Genomic DNA, 18,384 nt, shown 5'->3' with positions numbered 1-18,384 from the left:
AAGGGGTTAACTGCTCCCTTCAATTGTATCTGTCTTGCCTAGCACTTGAATTGACAATAAATCCTCTCTATGGGCATTAAGTGGGTCCTCATTCAAAACTAGGTAACTTTGAAAATCTCCCTCTCTCCCTAAAGTCTCAGTGCAAAACGCTTGCGTACTGGTAAGTTGTTCTTTGTCCCATTCTTGGGCTTTCATTACCGAGAAAAGCTCTCTAAAAGGAGATAAAGGCTCAATTGGATACTCTGGGGCCATTTTAACCTTGTAGTAGTCGCTATCAGTTGCTGGCTCAACACTCACTATTTTTACAGGCAATGAGTCGTCTTGGTAATAATCAATAATCGCTCTAGAGAATGTGTGTGTGTCATTCACCAATATCGAACTGAACCCTGCTTCTTCACTTTTACACAAAGTATCATCTATGGTTGAGAGCAAATGAGATACTTGCTGCAGGAGCTGCTCTTCTGGAAGAACATCAATCAGCCAAAGTAACTGCTTCTCAAACAGCCCTCCTTGCTCATCTAATTGGTTCTTAAACGCAGTGAAATCCGTATAGGGTGAATCTCCTTTCTTTTTTAGCTCATTAAAAACCAGTTCAGCAGTGATATCATTAATGTAAGCTATCGGTAAATGTGCATCTAAAATACAAATTGGTCGGCATATGTCTAAACTGTTCATGATTTGATGTATCGATGGCTGATTGTCTGAGATAGGCATTATTTGGGAGTGCATCCCATAACCAAGTAACCAGTCTTTTTCGGATAAGCTTTTGTCTAAATAAAGTAATGCTCTAGTAATATAACTGCCATTATAGTTGGGCATTTCTTTAAGCCATTCAATATGAAAACCAAATGGCCCAAAATTAAACCATTGCAATAACAAAGCAGCTGTGACTAAGTTCATATTCTTTTTTTGAAAACTTGGTATCACCGTTTGGTTTGGTGCAAGCTCAATGAAAGTGGCTTTTATATTATGCTGATTTAAATAAGACTTTATTTCATCAAGCGAAGCAAACAAATATTCAGTTTGTTCGTTTATCAATAGCGCCTCATATGACACTTCAGCACTGTTCAATATTTTATAAAACTTCCCACCATGAAGCACCCTAGCACCCCAGCTATTTTTTCCTTGGCGTTGATTAATAAATTTATGCTGGTGAGAATGAGTAAGGGATTCGAATGATATCAAACTAGATACTTTGTCTAGCAACGCATCAAAAAATTGATGCTGCAATGAAAATTGAAGATGAGTATTTGCAACCATAATTAACGCTCCTTGCTGTACCAATTGTTTTAAATAAGTAAGCAATACATAGCAAAGAAAAAAAGTCTTTAGCAAAGTAAAATTTTGCTATTTCGTTGTTCTTAGCAATTACTGCTACATTGCTCTATCTTCTGTATCCATACAGTCTTGAATAGGCAATTCTTAACACTATGAGTGACCGCTTTAATCCCTAAAAATGATTGAACCTTTCTTTTATAAGTTAACTTTAAATTATCATGCAGACTTTGCAATTACACGGTATTACAGGCATAAAAAAGCCAAGCGAATGCTTGGCTTTTTTTAAAGTATGTACAGCAAGAAGTTATTAAAGTTAGATGTACTCAACTTCAATAATTTCGAATTCAACATCACCATTTGGCGTTTTGATGGTTACCGCATCATCTAATTCTTTACCTATCAAACCACGTGCAATTGGCGAGTTAAATGAAATCAGATTGCTTTTGATGTCTGCTTCATCATCACCCACAATGCGATAAGTTGTTTCTTCGTCTGTGTCACAATTCACGATTGTCACTGTAGAACCGAAAATAACTTTGCCATTATTTTGCATCTTAGTAACGTCAATAATTTGTACAGTCGACAGTTTTGCTTCAATTTCTTGAATACGACCTTCACAGAACCCCTGCTCTTCACGTGCAGCATGGTATTCAGCATTTTCTTTTAAGTCACCGTGTTCACGGGCTTCCGCAATGTCAGCCACGATCTTAGGACGACGAACTGTTTTTAATTCGTTTAGCTCTTCACGTAGTAGTTGCTCACCACGTACTGTCATCGGAGTTTGTTGCATTGTCATTCTTTCCCAGAAGTACAGAAGTAAAAGCCCGGTAATACCGGGCTTTAATATTTCAATTAATTGACTAAGTCTATATCACGATGCATAGACTAGGCAATGCTTCGACAATTAATTTACGCGCTTGTGTAGCTCTTGTACTGAAGAAACCGTTGCACGGTCATCTGCAGAGTTTGCTTTACAGTTAGCAAATGCAGCGTTAAGCGTTGTTGTGTAGTTCACTTTGCCTTGTAGTGCACCACGACGAAGCACTTTAGAATCTTCGATTGCTTGACGACCTTCAGTAGTGTTTACAATATAGCTGTACTCACCATTTTTGATACGGTCAAGAATATGAGGACGACCTTCGTAAACCTTGTTTACGCGACGCGCTTCAATACCCGCCTCTTCAAGTGCTTTTGCAGTACCGCCAGTGGCGTCTAGTTCAAAGCCAAGTTCACGCATCTTACGAGCAAGATCAACAATACGTTTCTTATCTCCGTTGCGAACAGACAGTAATGCACGACCAGCGCGAGGTAATACGTTACCTGCACCAAGCTGTGCTTTAGCAAATGCTTCTGCGAATGTGTCACCCACACCCATTACTTCACCTGTTGAGCGCATTTCAGGACCACGCATTGGGTCAACGCCAGGGAACTTAGCGAATGGAAGTACAACTTCTTTTACGCTGTAGTATGGAGGAATGATTTCTTTCGTCACGCCTTGGCTTGCAAGAGACTGACCCGCCATACAACGTGCAGCTACTTTAGCCAGTGCAACACCCGTTGCTTTTGATACGAAAGGTACAGTACGCGCAGCACGAGGGTTAACCTCGATTAGGTATACTTCGCCATCTTTAACAGCAAACTGAGTATTCATAAGGCCCACAACACCAAGCTCTAATGCCATACGTGTTACTTGGTCACGCATGCGGTCTTGGATTTCAGGGCTTAATGAGTAAGCTGGTAGTGAACATGCTGAGTCACCTGAGTGTACACCGGCCTGTTCGATGTGCTCCATGATACCACCGATGATCACTTGCTCACCGTCACAGATTGCATCAACATCGATTTCAATCGCGTCATCTAGGAAACGGTCAAGAAGTACTGGCGCTTCGTTTGACGCTTGTACCGCTTCTGTCATGTAACGACGTAAATCGTCTTCGTCATATACGATTTCCATCGCGCGACCACCTAGTACGTATGAAGGACGTACAACCAGTGGGAAGCCGATTTCAGCTGATTTAGCAATTGCTTCTTCTAGTGAAGTAACCGTTGCATTCTCAGGCTGAAGAAGATCTAAACGCTCAACCATTTGTTGGAAGCGCTCACGGTCTTCTGCACGGTCGATCGCATCCGGAGAGGTACCAATGATAGGCACGCCATTCGCCTCAAGTTCACGCGCTAGTTTAAGTGGTGTTTGACCACCGTACTGCACGATAACGCCTTTTGGCTTTTCAACACGAACGATTTCAAGTACGTCTTCTAGCGTGATTGGCTCGAAGAATAAACGGTCTGATGTGTCGTAGTCTGTAGAAACTGTCTCAGGGTTACAGTTAACCATGATAGTCTCGTAACCATCTTCACGCATAGCAAGGGCTGCGTGTACACAACAGTAATCGAATTCGATACCTTGACCGATACGGTTAGGGCCACCGCCGATAACCATGATCTTGTCTTTGTCAGACGGGTTCGCTTCACACTCTTCATCGTATGATGAGTACATGTAAGCTGTGTCTGAGCTAAATTCTGCCGCACACGTATCTACGCGCTTGTATACAGGTAATACTTCTAGCGTGTGACGCTTCTTACGTACTTCAGACTCGCTTACACCAAGTAGTTCTGCGATACGCGCATCAGCAAAACCTTTTCGCTTTAAGCGGCGTAAGAAATCTTTGTTAAGGCCAGCCATGCCGCCTTCAGCGATTTTTGCTTCATCTTTGATGATGTCTTCGATTTGAACTAGGTACCAACGGTCAATCTTAGTCAGCTCAAACACATCTTCAACGCTCATACCGTGACGCATTGCATCAGCAACGTACCAAATACGCTCGGCACCTGGCTCACGTAATTCACGGACGATTTTTTCTTTCGCGCTAGGGTCATCTAGTGCTACAACTGGGTTAAAACCGGTTGCGCCAACTTCTAAGCCACGAAGTGCTTTTTGAAGTGACTCTTGCTGGTTACGGCCGATTGCCATAACTTCACCTACCGACTTCATTTGAGTCGTTAGTCGGTCGTTAGAGCCTGCGAATTTTTCGAAGTTGAAACGAGGGATCTTAGTTACAACGTAGTCGATTGACGGCTCGAACGATGCAGGTGTTGCGCCACCTGTTATGTCGTTTTGAAGCTCGTCTAACGTGTAACCTACTGCTAATTTTGCAGCGATTTTCGCAATTGGGAAACCAGTTGCTTTTGATGCAAGTGCAGATGAACGAGATACACGCGGGTTCATCTCAATGATAACCATACGGCCATCATCTGGATTTACACCAAACTGAACGTTTGAACCACCGGTTTCAACACCGATCTCACGAAGAACCGCCATCGATGCGTTACGCATTAGCTGATATTCTTTGTCAGTTAGTGTTTGTGCTGGTGCTACAGTGATTGAGTCACCTGTGTGAACACCCATAGGGTCAAAGTTCTCGATAGAACATACGATGATACAGTTGTCGTTTTTGTCACGTACAACTTCCATCTCGTACTCTTTCCAACCTAGTAAGCTTTCATCAATTAGAAGCTCGCTTGTTGGAGAAAGGTCAAGACCACGAGTACAGATCTCTTCGAACTCTTCCATGTTGTAAGCAACACCACCACCGGTACCACCCATAGTGAAAGAAGGACGAATAATACATGGGAAGCCGATACGCGTTAACGTGTCACGTGCTTCATCCATTGAGTGTGCGATTTCTGCGCGAGGACACTCAAGGCCAATCGCCTTCATCGCTGCATCAAAACGCTCACGGTTTTCTGCTTTGTCGATTGCATCTGCTGTTGCACCGATTAGCTCAACGCCGTGCTTTGCAAGTACGCCGTGCTTGTCTAGGTCAAGTGCACAGTTAAGCGCAGTTTGACCACCCATTGTAGGTAGTACAGCATCTGGCTTTTCTTTTTCAATGATACGTTCAACAACTTCCCAGTGAATTGGCTCGATATAAGTCGCATCAGCCATTTCTGGGTCAGTCATGATAGTTGCAGGGTTTGAGTTAACTAGGATAACTCGGTAACCCTCTTCTCTAAGTGCTTTACAAGCTTGCGCGCCTGAGTAGTCAAACTCACACGCCTGACCGATAACGATCGGGCCTGCACCTAAAATTAGAATACTTTGTATGTCGGTACGTTTTGGCATGGTTACTCCGCTCTAATTACGCTTTACGTGCTTGCATTAGTTCAATGAAATGGTCGAACAGTGGCGCAGCGTCGTGAGGACCTGGGCTCGCTTCTGGGTGACCTTGGAAGCTAAATGCTGGCTTATCAGTACGGTGAATACCTTGTAATGTGCCATCGAATAACGATACATGCGTCGCACGTAAGTTTTCTGGTAGGCTTGCTTCATCTGCTGCGAAACCGTGGTTTTGCGCAGTGATCATAACAACATTACGGTCTAGGTCTTTAACCGGGTGGTTACCACCGTGGTGACCAAACTTCATTTTCACCGTTTGCGCGCCTGAAGCTAGGGCTAAAAGCTGGTGACCTAAACAGATACCAAAAATTGGCGTGTCTGTTTCAAGGAAAGTTTTGATTGCTTCGATTGCGTAAGTACAAGGCTCTGGATCACCAGGACCATTTGAAAGGAAGATACCATCTGGGTTTAGTGCTAACACGTCTGCAGCGGAGGTTTCTGCAGGAACAACTGTTAGTTTACAACCGCGGTCTACTAGCATACGAAGGATGTTTTTCTTCACACCGAAGTCATAAGCAACCACGTGGAATTTCGCATCTTCATCAGCAAGTGTTTTAAAGCCCTCGCCAAGCGTCCAGCTTGTCTCATTCCATGTGTACTGCTCTTTTGTACACACAACTTTGGCTAAATCCATACCTTTTAGGCCCGGGAAAGCTTGTGCAGCTTCTAGTGCCTTTTGCTCGTCAATATCACCAGCGATGATACAACCGTTTTGCGCGCCTTTATCACGTAAAATACGCGTTAACTTACGTGTATCGATATCTGCGATACCTAAAATATTGCGCTGCTTTAAGTAATCATCTAGTGATTGCTCGTTACGGAAGTTACTAGCAAGCAAAGGTAAATCACGAATTACTAGGCCTTTCGCCCAGATTTTGTTCGCTTCTTCATCTTCGCTATTAGTACCCGTATTACCGATATGCGGGTAAGTCAGAGTTACGATCTGTTCTGCGTACGATGGATCAGTCAAAATTTCCTGATAACCAGTCATCGAAGTGTTGAATACAACTTCACCAACTGACATACCGTCAGCACCGATAGCTGTACCGCGGAACACTGTGCCGTCTTCTAGGACTAACAGAGCGGATTTAGTCAAGTTAACCTCCTAATGGTAAAAAACGGGACCCAGCCAACAAAGCCGGAATACCCGTTTAAAAAGCGCTTGGTAACACGCCACTTATGAAAATTTGGCAAATTCCAAGTATTTTAGATGAAAACTTGAGAAAGGTCTATGATAAAACCTTAAAAAATTAAAAATATCCCCTTTAACTGTTTTTTTACTTGAAACGGTTAAAAAAGTAACTTTTCTATCTAAATCCTAGCACATCTTGCATAGTATAAAGTCCAACTGGCTTGTCTTTTAACCAAGCTGCAGCCCTTACAGCGCCTTTAGCAAAGGTCATTTTAGAGCTTGCTTTGTGGGTTAATTCAAGTCTTTCGCCTTCTGCAGCAAAATAAGCCGTATGTTCACCTACTATGTCACCGCCACGCATAACTGAATAGCCAATCTCTTTTTGAGATTTTTCATGCTCATCTTGACTACGATCAAAGATAGCAACTTCATCATGATCCCAGCCTTTAGCCTCAGCTATCGCTTCACCAATCATTAAAGCAGTACCCGATGGGGCATCGATTTTATGTCTGTGGTGCAACTCAAACACTTCAATATCTACGTCATCGCTCAGCGTTTTTGCAGCTTGTTTTACAAGGTTTTCTAATAAGTTGATACCAACAGAGAAATTACGAGAGAACACGATAGGAATATGTTTCGCCGCTTGTTCAAGCTCAGCCATATCTTCAGTGGTTAAACCTGTTGTGCCAATCACTAAAGGCGTTTTACGCTCTAGTGCTGTCGCTAAGTGCTTTTTCATACCCGCAGGTAAAGTGAAATCAATGGCTACATCGACGCCTTCGGCAATCACAGCTTCTGTTGAGAAAGCAACGTCAGTTTCACCCTGATTAATAAAATGCTGCACTTTAGTGCCAATTAAATCATGTTGGTCACGTACATAAGCCGCCGCGAGTGAAGTATTACCTGAAATAAGCGCTGCTTCACACAACACTTTGCCCATTCGGCCATTGGCGCCAAAAATTGCGATGTTAGTCATATTCATCCCCATTCAAATTTTCTGTGTTTATACAGAGTTTGTAGCCATAAATCATCTTTAAAAATTTCATATCTCATGCATTTATGCCGTTTCAGCTTGTTTTGGATATACATAGCGGATAAATCGACGAACAATAAAACTAAATGCAATAAACAAGGCTGCACAAACTAAAGCATAAGGCAGAGTAAGAGAAAAGTTCACAAACACAGCACCTAATGCATAACCTAAAGTGTGTGTGGTAGTAATGTAATTGGTATATTGTTTACCTGCTTTTGCCACAATGACATTGGTATACGCCAAGGTTGCACTATTAAGCGCAACAAATATCAAAGAGACTGTGATACACATAACCACTATATGACTTGCCATACTACTCGCCCCAGCCATGACAAATGCAACGGCTAAACTCAGTACCAGTAAACGTTCTGAATCTACTTTTTGTTTTTTAATAAAGTAAACCTGATTAATGGTACTGAGGCATGCTGTGATCGCTAAGTTAATCGCCACCCATTGACTGACTTGTGCGCTATTATCTGGAATGAAGCGTGTGAGCACTTGAACCAAGCTAAACTGGCCAAAGCACAAGCTAAATGCGCAGATAAACGCCACAACAAGCAAACCCCAATGCTGGTGTGGTGAGCCACTTACTTTTTCTTTGCTTTTGCCTTTTGACAAACTTGGGGTAATCAAAAGCACGTATAAACCTAGTAATAAAGGCAGTGCAAACACCCAGGTCGGTGAAATCATAAGGAGTCCAATACAAGCTAAAGGCGTCAAACATCTTGCCAGTGTGCCCCCTAGACTCACTTTAGCAAGTGCGCCAATTGTATTTTGTGGATACAACATCAGGGCACTGATCTGTAACTGCGGCACAATTCCACTACTAAAAATACCGTGCACGATACGACTGACAATAAATATCCCTAACATTATTTCCACTGATAGCCAGTCATATTCAAGCCATAAAAACAGCAGTATAAGATTACTTAATAAGAAGCCTGCAGTTGTCAGTTTAACCACATGTGAGACGCCTTTCTTGGCCATCATTTTGGCCCAATAGACACTTGAGAATAAAAATAAAAAAGACCCTGCTGCCTGCCAATTAACCAAGGTTTCGTAAGGCACCGACATGATGTCGGCTAGTAAAGGTAATACCACCAGCGCAATTTGCTGGCTGACACCAAGCAAACCGCCTCCGACAACTAGCCATGAAATCTGTTTATTCATTATGTTCTTAACTTAGGGTCAAATTTTTGTTGACACGATAATGCAAACCGTTATCATTCGCAACCAGTTTTATAACCCAAGGATTGAAACGGTGTTAAATAAAAGCTTTAGTTGGTCGAGTTTTGCCAACGCCTATTTACGAGAAAATACCAATTGGGCGCACACCCAATTTCAGCAGCATCCTGCTATTACGATTTCGCTTGATGATCATCATGACATCTTGCTACCCATTCATTATTTTTCAGAAGTTGGCATTCATCATTTTACTGGAGAGATCCTATTAAAAGATGCTCAGTCTGCTTCAATTGAAACCATCTCATTTGAAAAAGCCCTGCATTTACTGCTACCTCATGCAGATAAAATTGCAGCCTTCTCACGCCCTCAAATTGAACAGTTCAGTGCGCAGGTATTACAAAGCCAAAAGTTTATTGAGGCCTCATTGCAAAATCACCCAAATATCTCGCACTTAACAACTGGCCCTTTGAATTTTATAGAAGCTGAGCAAGGACTGCTCGCTGGACATAACTTTCATCCGGCAGCAAAGAGTCGTCAGCAATTAGCACATGACGAATGGGCCAAATATAGCCCTGAGTTTGGTGCGAAATTTCAGTTGGTTTGGTTAAAGGTCTCTCGCGCTGTATTAGTGGGGGATGCTGAAGGTCAAGCACTTGAAAGTTATTTAGACACCCTTGTGACACAAAGCGCCCCTAAATTAGCTGCAAACGTAAACAACGATTTTGCTGTCATTCCTATGCACCCATGGCAATGGCAATACCTGCAAGGTCTAGGCAGTATTCAAACACTGCTAAGCGATAAGTTAATCAGTGAATTAGGTGAACATGGCCTTGCCTGGTCAGCGACATCATCAGTTCGTGCTATCTGCCAACCCGAAGTCGACTACCAACTGAAATACTCTTTAAATATTAAGCTGACTAATTCAGTCAGAACCTTATCAGTCAAAGAGTGTAAACGAGGTCTACGCGTTTTTGATGCCTGCCAAACTGACACCTTTAAAGACTGGCAGTCACACTACCCTGAATTTGTGGTATTGCAAGAACCGGCTTGGTGCGCACTGAGCTTTAATGATGAAGTGATCGAAGAAAGCATTTTCTTATTTAGAGAAAACCAACAACTGAATCAAAATAGCGAGAGCTTAGTGCTTGCTACGCTTGGTCAGCTCCCTATTGATGATCAAAGTCACTTGTTACTCGAGCAACTCAAACGTGTAAGCAAGAATTATCAAGTGACTTTAGAAGAAGCCGCTGAACTATGGTTTAAAGATTTTAGTCAAAAAGTCGTCTTGCCATTATGTGACCTGCAAGCCAATTTAGGCCTAGTTTGTCTGGCTCACCAGCAAAATATTGTCATTGAATTTGCACAAGGTTTACCTAGTAAAACCTTCATTCGTGATTGCCAAGGCTTTGGTTTTTCTGAACTTGGGATCGCGCAGTTCTCTGCTCAGTGTAAAGACATTCACAGTGATATTGAACACCACTGGAGCCAAGCACAGATCACCCGATACTTTCCTTACTATGTGATTATCAATAGTGGCTATGCCGTGATTGCCGCTTTAAGCCAACTAGGTTTTAAAGATGAACATACTTGGTGCCAAAAGTTGCATTCATCGTTATCGGGTATTTTAAGCACAGCAAAAGACAAGCAATGTTTACAACAAATTCTCGAGCAAGCCGCTTTCCAGTGCAAAGGTAATTTCTATTGCTATCTCACCGGTGATAACGAGAACACCATAGAAGATCCTGCTGTGATTTATTTCGACATAGCAAATTTACTGGCCCAGACTCAGCAAAAGGTGAATTGAGATGTTATTAGAACATAGTTTCCCGCTCGAAAAGTCTGAGTCGGGTGTCATAAGTCACGCCCAAAAACTCGCCTTACAAGGTGAAATTACCTTTGGCCATTGCTTTGTGGCGCAATTCGATGAGCGAATTAATAGCTTAGAGCAACTGATATTTTTAATCGATGGTGTGTTTTACCACCACCCGAGTATTCAACATATTCAGTTGCCAACGTCTCAATGGCATGTATCACAAGCTTGGCAAGGGTTGATTAACGCATTCGACAGTGAAAGCTTTTCTCGTTTTGAATTTTACGCAAACCCCATTAATGGTTTAAAAGTACAAACAAGAGCTCTATTTACAGAGCGCTTTGAAGATAGAGCTTGCCCTACTCGCCCAGTAAATTTAAGTGGTGAGGTGTATCGCCGCTTTAATCAAGATATTGGCAAATTCATTAGTTTTAAAGTAGTAGATCCCCTTGCTGATTTAGATGTATTCCACACCTGGATGCACAACCCAAGAGTCAGCAAATTTTGGGAGCAAGACTGGTCAAAAGAAAAACTGCAAAGTTATTTAGCTAATAAACTTCATACTCCCTTTAACTTACCATTAATCGGCTACTTCGACGACCAAGCTTTTGGCTATTTTGAAGTGTACTGGGCAGGTGAAGACCGAATCGCACCTTATTATCCGTGGCAAGCCCACGACAGAGGTTTGCACTTATTGGTCGGTAATGAAGCTTTTAGAGGCAGCCGTTACTTTAAGGCTTGGTGCACTGCTATCAGTCACTTCATATTTTTAGATTGTTCTCAGACACAAAAAATTGTGCTCGAGCCAAGACACGATAATCAAAGATTACTTAATCAAATTACAAAACTGGGATTCATAAAGGAATATGAATTCGAGTTTCCACATAAGCGCGCAGCGCTTGTTTCAATCGAAAAAGTTAAATTCTACAAGGAGAATTTTCAATGTTAGATCTTGCTGGGATCGGAATTGGTCCATTTAATTTAAGTATTGCTGCCCTACTCAATGAAACCAACGAGCTAGAGTATCGCTTCTTTGATAACAAAGCTGAATTTGCATGGCATCCAGGTTTACTCCTACCGGAGGCACATATGCAAACTTGTTACCTCAAAGACCTAGTAACTGCGGTTGTACCGACTAGTCGTGTTGGCTTTCTCTCCTATTTGGTAGATAAAAAACGCTTTTATCGTTTTTTATCTACTGACATCAGCATGATCAGCCGTACCGAGTTTTCAGATTACATGGCGTGGGCGGCGAGCAAATTACAGAATCTGAATTTTAATGAAGGTGTACAAAGCATTCATTACCATCAAGATCATTTTGTTATCACCACAGAGCAAGGTGAGTATCAAGCTAAAAACATTTGTCTTGGTACTGGTAAAAAACCACATGTACCTGAGAAGTTTAAGACCCAACTTGGTACTAAAGTGTTTCATGCTTGCGAGATCATGGGCAAAGAGCTCGATTTAACCAACAAGCGCGTTGCAGTGATTGGTGGTGGTCAAACCGGTGCTGACATAGTGCTTAATACTTTGCAGCACTATTGGGGTCAACCTAAAGCGCTTTATTGGATCTCTCGCAGACCAAACTACCAGCCATTAGATGAAGCCACTTTTACCAATGAGTTCTTCACACCACAATATACTGAGTGCTTCTTCGAACTTCCTGAGTTGAGTAAAAAGCGTGAAGTAAAAGCACAAAAGCTGGCCAGTGATGGCATCACAACAGAATGCTTAAAACAGATTTACCAATATTTGTATCAGCATTTCGAAGTAAATGGTGAACGTAAATGGGTGCATTTATTACCGAATCGTACCGCTCAACAATTAACGCCTCATAACGATGGCTATGCGGTGCAATGCTACAACTCATTAAATCAAAGCGAAGAAGTGCTTGATGCCGATTATGTCATCTTAGCCACCGGTTTTGAGTCAGTGCTGCCGCAATATCTTGAGCCACTAAAACCTCTATTACATTTAAGTAAAGATGGCGGACTACAACTTGACCGTCATTTTAACGTGCAATGGCAGCACCAAGCTGGCAACCAGATCTATGCCGTAAACGCGGGCTTGAGCAGTCATGGTATTGCCGAGCCACAGCTCAGTCTAATGGCATGGCGTAGCGCCAAAATTATTAATCATTTAGCAGGGAAAAATGTGTTCGATTTAAGTGAAACGCAGAATTTCATTGATTGGACACTGCCCGAATCCACCCAACCTTTAACCTTAACTACAGCAGTTTAATAAACATGGATATGAAAAAAACGACCTTAACTCTTATCGCTTCTAGCCTTTTATGTGCGCTTAACTCTAATGTGGTACTTGCGGATGACGCCCAAGCTACCCATGATCATGAGCGTATCTTAGTTACAGCTAACCGTACTGAGCAAAAAATCTCTGATATTGCAGGCACAGTATGGCTGGTCGATCTTGAAGAACTTCAATCACAAATCAATTCAGGCCATGACTTTAAAACCTCGTTGGCGCAATTGATCCCAAGCTTAGACTTAGCAAGTACGACAAGAACCAACTATGGCCAAAATATGCGTGGCAGAAAGATGGTCGTGATGATCGACGGTGTGTCGCTGAACTCTTCACGCGGTATTAGTCGTCATCTTGATGCCATTGACCCATTTAATATCTCTCGTATTGAAGTACTTTCTGGTACCACAGCAATCTACGGTGGCGGTAGTACCGGTGGTGTTATCAACATCATCACCAAGCAAGGTAATGAAGATAATGCTCTAAAAGTGGGTATTCACTCAGGCTTTGCTGGCAGTGATGATTTTGATACGTCAATTGCAGGCGCCTATGGTTTTGCAAACGCTCAAACCAAAGCCCGTGTGTCACTTGCTTATACTAAAGTGAATGCACTCTACGATGGCGACGGCGACGCGATTGTTATGGACACCACACAAAGCGGCTTGCAATACACAGATAGTTTAGATTTGATGGCATCCATATCCCATAAATTTACTGACTCACAAACTGTATCAGCCATGGTGCAAAAGTATAATAATGAAAGCGATGGCGAACATGGCTTGTATTTTGGTCCACAGGCCAATGCGTTGTTTGGTGATATGACAGGCGTTGAGATCCGCAAAGGGTTAGACTCTGCACACACGCCAAAAACTGAACGTACTTTAATCAACCTTAACTATGTTAACAGCGACTTTTTCTCACAGACGCTGAATATTCAAGCATTTGATCGTGAAGAGATTTTTGATTTCTATCCTCGCCCACGTTTAAGTAAAGGTACGATTGCGAATTTCTCAAGCTCAGAGCAAAACACCGATGCATCCGGTTTCAAATTTGTATTATCAGGTCAGGCTGACAAATTAAGTTTCGCTTATGGCTTTGATTACGACACTGAAAAGTTTGATGCATTGCAAACGTATTACGACACTGACATTGCACAAAACTCTGGTGGCCTTGTAATGAAGTCTATTTATGCCGTAGACCGTTATCCAGGTTTTGAAGTTGATGCCAGTGCTTTATTTGCACAACTTCAATATCAAGCGTTAGACAACCTTGCAGTTTCGGCCGGTTACCGCCGTCAAAATATGGATAACACAGTCCATGATTTTGTCGGTACTAGCGCAGCAATTAAAGTGACAACAGGTGCGGTACCTTCTGCTGAGGCCATTAAAGGAGGCAGTACAGATTATAGTGTTAACTTGTTCAACCTTGGCTTAGTGTATGACCTAAATGACAGCCAGCAAATTTGGTTCAACTCAGCCGAAGCCTTTGAATTACCTAATGTAGCGAAATTCTATGGAAAAGGAAGTTATGAGCAAAAAGAGGGCGCAAACAGCCTAACCTTAGTTGAAGGTACGGTAGTTGATGTGAATAACTCCGCACTTGCTGGTATTAAAACTGATTCAATGGAACTAGGCTGGCGTTTTAGTGAAGGCGCTTTCAGCGCACAAATTGCAGCTTACTACAGCAGCTCAGATCACAAGATTTCTTATGATAAGAAAACATTACTTATTTCAGTAACAGACTCAAAAACTCGTACTCAAGGTATCGAAGCACAGCTTGACTACGATATTAACGCCGCTTGGCGAGCGGGTATTTCAACACACTTAATTTCTTCAGAGGCACAAGACAAAGAAGGTGATTGGAAAAAAGTTGGCGTAACACAAGCTTCAAGCTCTAAATTTACTAGTTATTTAGCTTGGCAAGGTAACGATTTAAACGTGCGTTTACAAAGCAAAACCATGCTTGATTTAGAAGACGATGCTGATGGTGAAATCGATGGTTACACCTTATTTGATTTAACCGCCGACTACCCACTGGCTAATGGTAAAGTGCAGTTTGCTGTTAACAACTTATTCAGCAAAACTTACACGACACAATGGGGTAAACGTGCAATTTACTTCTATAGCCCGAAATATGGCCCTGAGAGCTTATATGACCATAAAGGCCGTGGCAGAAGCTTTGCTCTCACGTACCAATATAATTTCTAAGCATAAATTTTCTCTATTTTAATGAGAGAAAGAGATAAAAGCCGCACTCTGCGGCTTTTTTCATGGATTAAGTTTGACAAAACATCTAGCCATCTATACATTCACACATCCTTTTTATCGCTTGAATTATGCACGCAATTGTGTGAACAATGGTTGCATAATAAAAATAACTATTTCTTAATATGAGGTTTACATGCAGGCGTCTGTAAACAAGGTAGCAGCCAAGTTGTCGCTACTGCCTTTACTAACCTTTGTGGCACTCTTTTTAGGTGCAGGCTTATACCTACAATCGCAAGGCGTAGATTATGCGTTCTACCAGTTGCCTGCGCCTGTAGCAATTTTACCTGCCATCGTTATCGCATTTTGGGTTAACCGCAAACCAATCAATGACAGTGTTGAAACCTTTATAAAAGGTGCAGGTCACTCAAACATCATCACCATGTGTTTAATTTACCTACTAGCAGGTGCGTTTTCTGCTGTTGCTGGCGCAACCGGTGGTGTTGATGCGGTTGTCAATGCCGGTTTGTCGCTTATTCCACCTTCAATGTTACTACCAGGTCTATTTTTAATTGCTGCCGTAGTTTCAACGGCGATGGGTACATCAATGGGTACCATAGGTGCCATCGGTCCGATTGCGTATGCCGTATCACTTAAAACTGGTATCGACCCAGCGCTTATGGCGGGCACCATAGTTTCGGGTGCGATGTTTGGTGATAACTTATCTATTATTTCTGACACCACCATTGCTGCAACGCGTACGCAGGGCTGTGAAATGAAAGATAAGTTTAAAGAAAACTTAAAGATTGCCATCCCAGCAGCTATTTTAACTATCGCCCTACTGACTTTCCTAACTCCTGAACCACAGGCTGTAGAAACCAAAGACTTTGATTGGTTGTTAGTACTACCTTATGCATTTATTTTAGTGCTGGCTGTTGCGGGTCTAAATGTATTCGTAGTGCTATTTAGTGGCATTATTTTCGCCGCAGCGATGGGCTTTACAGCTAATTATGAAGTCGGCAGTTTCGCGAAAGACGTTTATAAAGGCTTTAGTGATATGCAAGAGATTTTCTTGCTATCTATGTTCATTGGCGGTCTGTCTGAGTTCATTCGTGTAAATGGCGGTCTTGATTATCTTGCACATAAAATCCAAGGTTTAACGGCGTTTATTGCAAAGTTTCACCGTAAAGTAGCTGATCAATTAGGCATTGCTGCATTAGTTCTTACCTCTAACCTGTGTATTGCTAACAATACAGTAAGTATCATTGTTGCAGGCCCAGTGGCTAAAAAGCTAGCTGAAGATGGTAAAATTTCTGCGAAACGCTCAGCAAGCTTACTCGATATTTTTGCTTGTGTAATGCAAGGGTCATTGCCTTACGGTGCGCAAGCATTATTACTTGGCGCGACCTTCAAGATCAGTCCGTGGGATGTCTCAACGTCATCTTTCTATTGCTTCATTTTGGCATTCACAGCAGTAGCTGTTATCTGCTTGCGCAGAAATAAAGCATAAAGACCAATAAAACCACTTTTCTAGATTTATAGCCCCTATTTCTTTGGGGCTATATGTATACCCAAAATACCTCAAAACAATGTTCAGAGCGCTTCTTAGTAGCTCTATAAAATGCAATGTCTTACTATTTCAATGCTCTTTTTATACTTAATATAAGTAAATAAGCGCTTCCTTGGACGAGTTTGACTGACTTTCATACTGCGTCATCTATTTTCGATTTAGAACCATGTCTTAAAGCCAATCAATTCTCGCTGAACCTCGTCACTTGAAGTAATTTGGGTATATAATTCACATCATCTACCCTCTGCGAATAATTTATCATGAATCAAAACATCCGCTTATTAGCCTCTCTCGCGCTGTGTAGCTCTTTTTCTGCTGCTGCAGCGAATTGGAGCGACACGCAATTTCACTTTAACTCTGGCGATGTAAAAAACCCATTTAGCCAGCAAAGTGCGCAAACGCAAATTTATTCAGTGCAGCATGCATCTGGATATGACTATGGTGATAACTTCTTTTTTATCGACTTTACTAAAGATGATTTAGATGACGGCTTTAATAACAACGACTTTTATGGCGAGTGGTATTCAAGCTTCTTAATGCCAAAAGCGTGGCAACCAAATGCGAATTCAGCAATGCAAAGTGCCAGCTTTGTGGCAGGTATTAATGTGTCTGGCGATGCTAAAGTCATTAAGTATTTACCGGGCGTAAAGTTAAACTGGAAGGCATCGGGATTTGATTTTCTTTCAACGACTTTTACGGCGTATATTGATGACAGTGAAGGCGTTGCAAAAGGCGGCGCGCCTACCCAAAGTGACAGCTGGATGTTCGATATTGCTTGGGGCATGCCATTTAATATCGCTGAACATAAGTTTTATTTTACCGGTCACGTGGAATACATTGCCAGTCGTGAAGATGAATTTGGCAATGATGTAAAAGGTTGGATCTTAGCTCAGCCTGCTGTGCGTTGGGATATAGGCCATGCTTTAATGGGCAAAGAAAAACAGCTTATGCTTGGCGTTGAGTGGCAGTGGTGGCGTAACAAGCTCGGCACAGATATCACTGAGTCTTCACCGCAACTCCATGTTGTTTGGCATTTCTAATATTTGATTTCTACTTTACGAAGATGTGGGGCAAGTAGCCCCGCATATTTACATTGGGTATTGAAATACACGCCTAATTGCACTTCTAACAAGGGCGTTTGTGCAAAAGCGAGCTGAGTATATTCTTTATTGGTCTTTTGCTTTTCCAAAAAACTCATATTATCTGTAAATGCAAAATCAACACGTCCCTTTAGCAACAGATTTATGCCCTGTTCAACGGTTTCCACAGGCACAATAACTGCACCAGCTTGTTTTAATTGCCCTTGTATACCTTCGGTAATGATCGCTCTTAACATGGCTAAGCGTTTCTGTTTAAAGTATTTGAAATCCTGCCAAGCAACCAACTGTTGTTTGCTAACAAAACCGAGCAAAACTTTATCTTCACTGAGGGGAATGCGTTCAATAAATTCGCTTGGTGCTGGCGGGTAAAAACTTAGGCACCAATCGGATTTAGTCAGCTCAGTTTGTGCTCTTGCAGGTGGGAGGATGTTGGGGCGCAATTCAAGTAGCTTAAGTTCAGCCAGTCTTTTTTCTAAAAGCTCAAAGGTGATACCGAGGCTTGGTTCTGACTGCGTAATAAAAGGCGGATAATCAATCGCTATCACATCAACTTTATGAGCACTTGCAAAACCCTTAAATGACAATATACAGCTGATAACAATCACAATCCAATAAAACATACACCTTCCCTCACTC

13 protein-coding genes are annotated in these 18,384 nt (G+C 42.0%); 6 read left to right on the top strand and 7 right to left on the bottom strand.

Annotated features, from left to right (window positions below; all coding sequences use genetic code 11):
• Window positions 1-6: 6 nt before the first annotated feature.
• From AC1HJP_RS07170 to AC1HJP_RS07145, 6 genes are all read right to left on the bottom strand, one after another.
• A complete protein-coding gene (locus tag AC1HJP_RS07170) occupies window positions 7-1,260 on the bottom strand; it encodes a hypothetical protein (protein ID WP_480361222.1) in 1,254 nt (417 codons plus the stop codon).
• A gap of 331 nt (window positions 1,261-1,591) precedes the next feature.
• Window positions 1,592-2,068 (bottom strand): transcription elongation factor GreA, encoded by a 477-nt coding sequence (gene greA, locus AC1HJP_RS07165; protein WP_130256981.1) that lies wholly within the window; start codon window positions 2,066-2,068, stop codon window positions 1,592-1,594.
• A 114-nt stretch (window positions 2,069-2,182) separates the two neighbouring features.
• Window positions 2,183-5,401: a carbamoyl-phosphate synthase large subunit gene (gene carB / locus AC1HJP_RS07160; RefSeq protein WP_480361221.1), complete on the bottom strand. Its 3,219-nt coding sequence runs from the start codon at window positions 5,399-5,401 to the stop codon at window positions 2,183-2,185.
• Window positions 5,402-5,417: 16 nt separating this feature from the next.
• The gene (gene carA, locus AC1HJP_RS07155) at window positions 5,418-6,551 is read right to left on the bottom strand and encodes a glutamine-hydrolyzing carbamoyl-phosphate synthase small subunit (protein ID WP_058030558.1); all 1,134 of its coding nucleotides are present in this window, start codon (window positions 6,549-6,551) and stop codon (window positions 5,418-5,420) included.
• A 211-nt stretch (window positions 6,552-6,762) separates the two neighbouring features.
• Window positions 6,763-7,569, bottom strand: coding sequence for a 4-hydroxy-tetrahydrodipicolinate reductase (gene dapB / locus AC1HJP_RS07150; protein WP_480361236.1), 807 nt, complete (start codon window positions 7,567-7,569; stop codon window positions 6,763-6,765).
• 75 nt (window positions 7,570-7,644) lie between these two features.
• Window positions 7,645-8,790 carry a hypothetical protein gene (locus tag AC1HJP_RS07145; protein WP_480361220.1) on the bottom strand — a complete coding sequence of 382 codons (1,146 nt, stop codon included), beginning with the start codon at window positions 8,788-8,790 and terminating at the stop codon, window positions 7,645-7,647.
• 40 nt (window positions 8,791-8,830) lie between these two features.
• On the opposite strand from AC1HJP_RS07145, the gene AC1HJP_RS07140 reads away from it, so the two are divergent.
• From AC1HJP_RS07140 to AC1HJP_RS07115, 6 genes are all read left to right on the top strand, one after another.
• On the top strand, window positions 8,831-10,609 hold the full coding sequence (locus tag AC1HJP_RS07140; protein ID WP_480361219.1) for an IucA/IucC family protein: 1,779 nt from the start codon (window positions 8,831-8,833) through the stop codon (window positions 10,607-10,609).
• Between the two features lies 1 nt (window position 10,610).
• Window positions 10,611-11,564 carry a GNAT family N-acetyltransferase gene (locus tag AC1HJP_RS07135; protein WP_480361218.1) on the top strand — a complete coding sequence of 318 codons (954 nt, stop codon included), beginning with the start codon at window positions 10,611-10,613 and terminating at the stop codon, window positions 11,562-11,564.
• Window positions 11,558-12,856, top strand: a complete 1,299-nt coding sequence (locus tag AC1HJP_RS07130) for a lysine N(6)-hydroxylase/L-ornithine N(5)-oxygenase family protein (RefSeq protein WP_480361217.1) — start codon at window positions 11,558-11,560, stop codon at window positions 12,854-12,856. Before AC1HJP_RS07135 ends, AC1HJP_RS07130 begins: the two co-directional genes overlap by 7 nt.
• Window positions 12,857-12,861: 5 nt before the next feature.
• Window positions 12,862-15,081, top strand: a complete 2,220-nt coding sequence (locus AC1HJP_RS07125; RefSeq protein ID WP_480361216.1) for a TonB-dependent receptor — start codon at window positions 12,862-12,864, stop codon at window positions 15,079-15,081.
• A 193-nt stretch (window positions 15,082-15,274) separates the two neighbouring features.
• On the top strand, window positions 15,275-16,588 hold the full coding sequence (locus AC1HJP_RS07120) for a Na+/H+ antiporter NhaC family protein (protein WP_480361215.1): 1,314 nt from the start codon (window positions 15,275-15,277) through the stop codon (window positions 16,586-16,588).
• 320 nt (window positions 16,589-16,908) lie between these two features.
• Window positions 16,909-17,688, top strand: a complete 780-nt coding sequence (locus AC1HJP_RS07115) for a nucleoside-binding protein (protein WP_480361214.1) — start codon at window positions 16,909-16,911, stop codon at window positions 17,686-17,688.
• Here AC1HJP_RS07115 and AC1HJP_RS07110 read toward each other — a convergent pair.
• Window positions 17,685-18,368, bottom strand: coding sequence for a hypothetical protein (locus AC1HJP_RS07110; protein WP_480361213.1), 684 nt, complete (start codon window positions 18,366-18,368; stop codon window positions 17,685-17,687). The two genes, AC1HJP_RS07115 and AC1HJP_RS07110, sit on opposite strands and share 4 nt — an antisense overlap.
• Window positions 18,369-18,384: the final 16 nt, after the last annotated feature.

It is taken from the genome of Pseudoalteromonas sp. NFXS53, from assembly GCF_056629255.1.
This window is presented reverse-complemented; position numbering and strand designations above follow the sequence as displayed.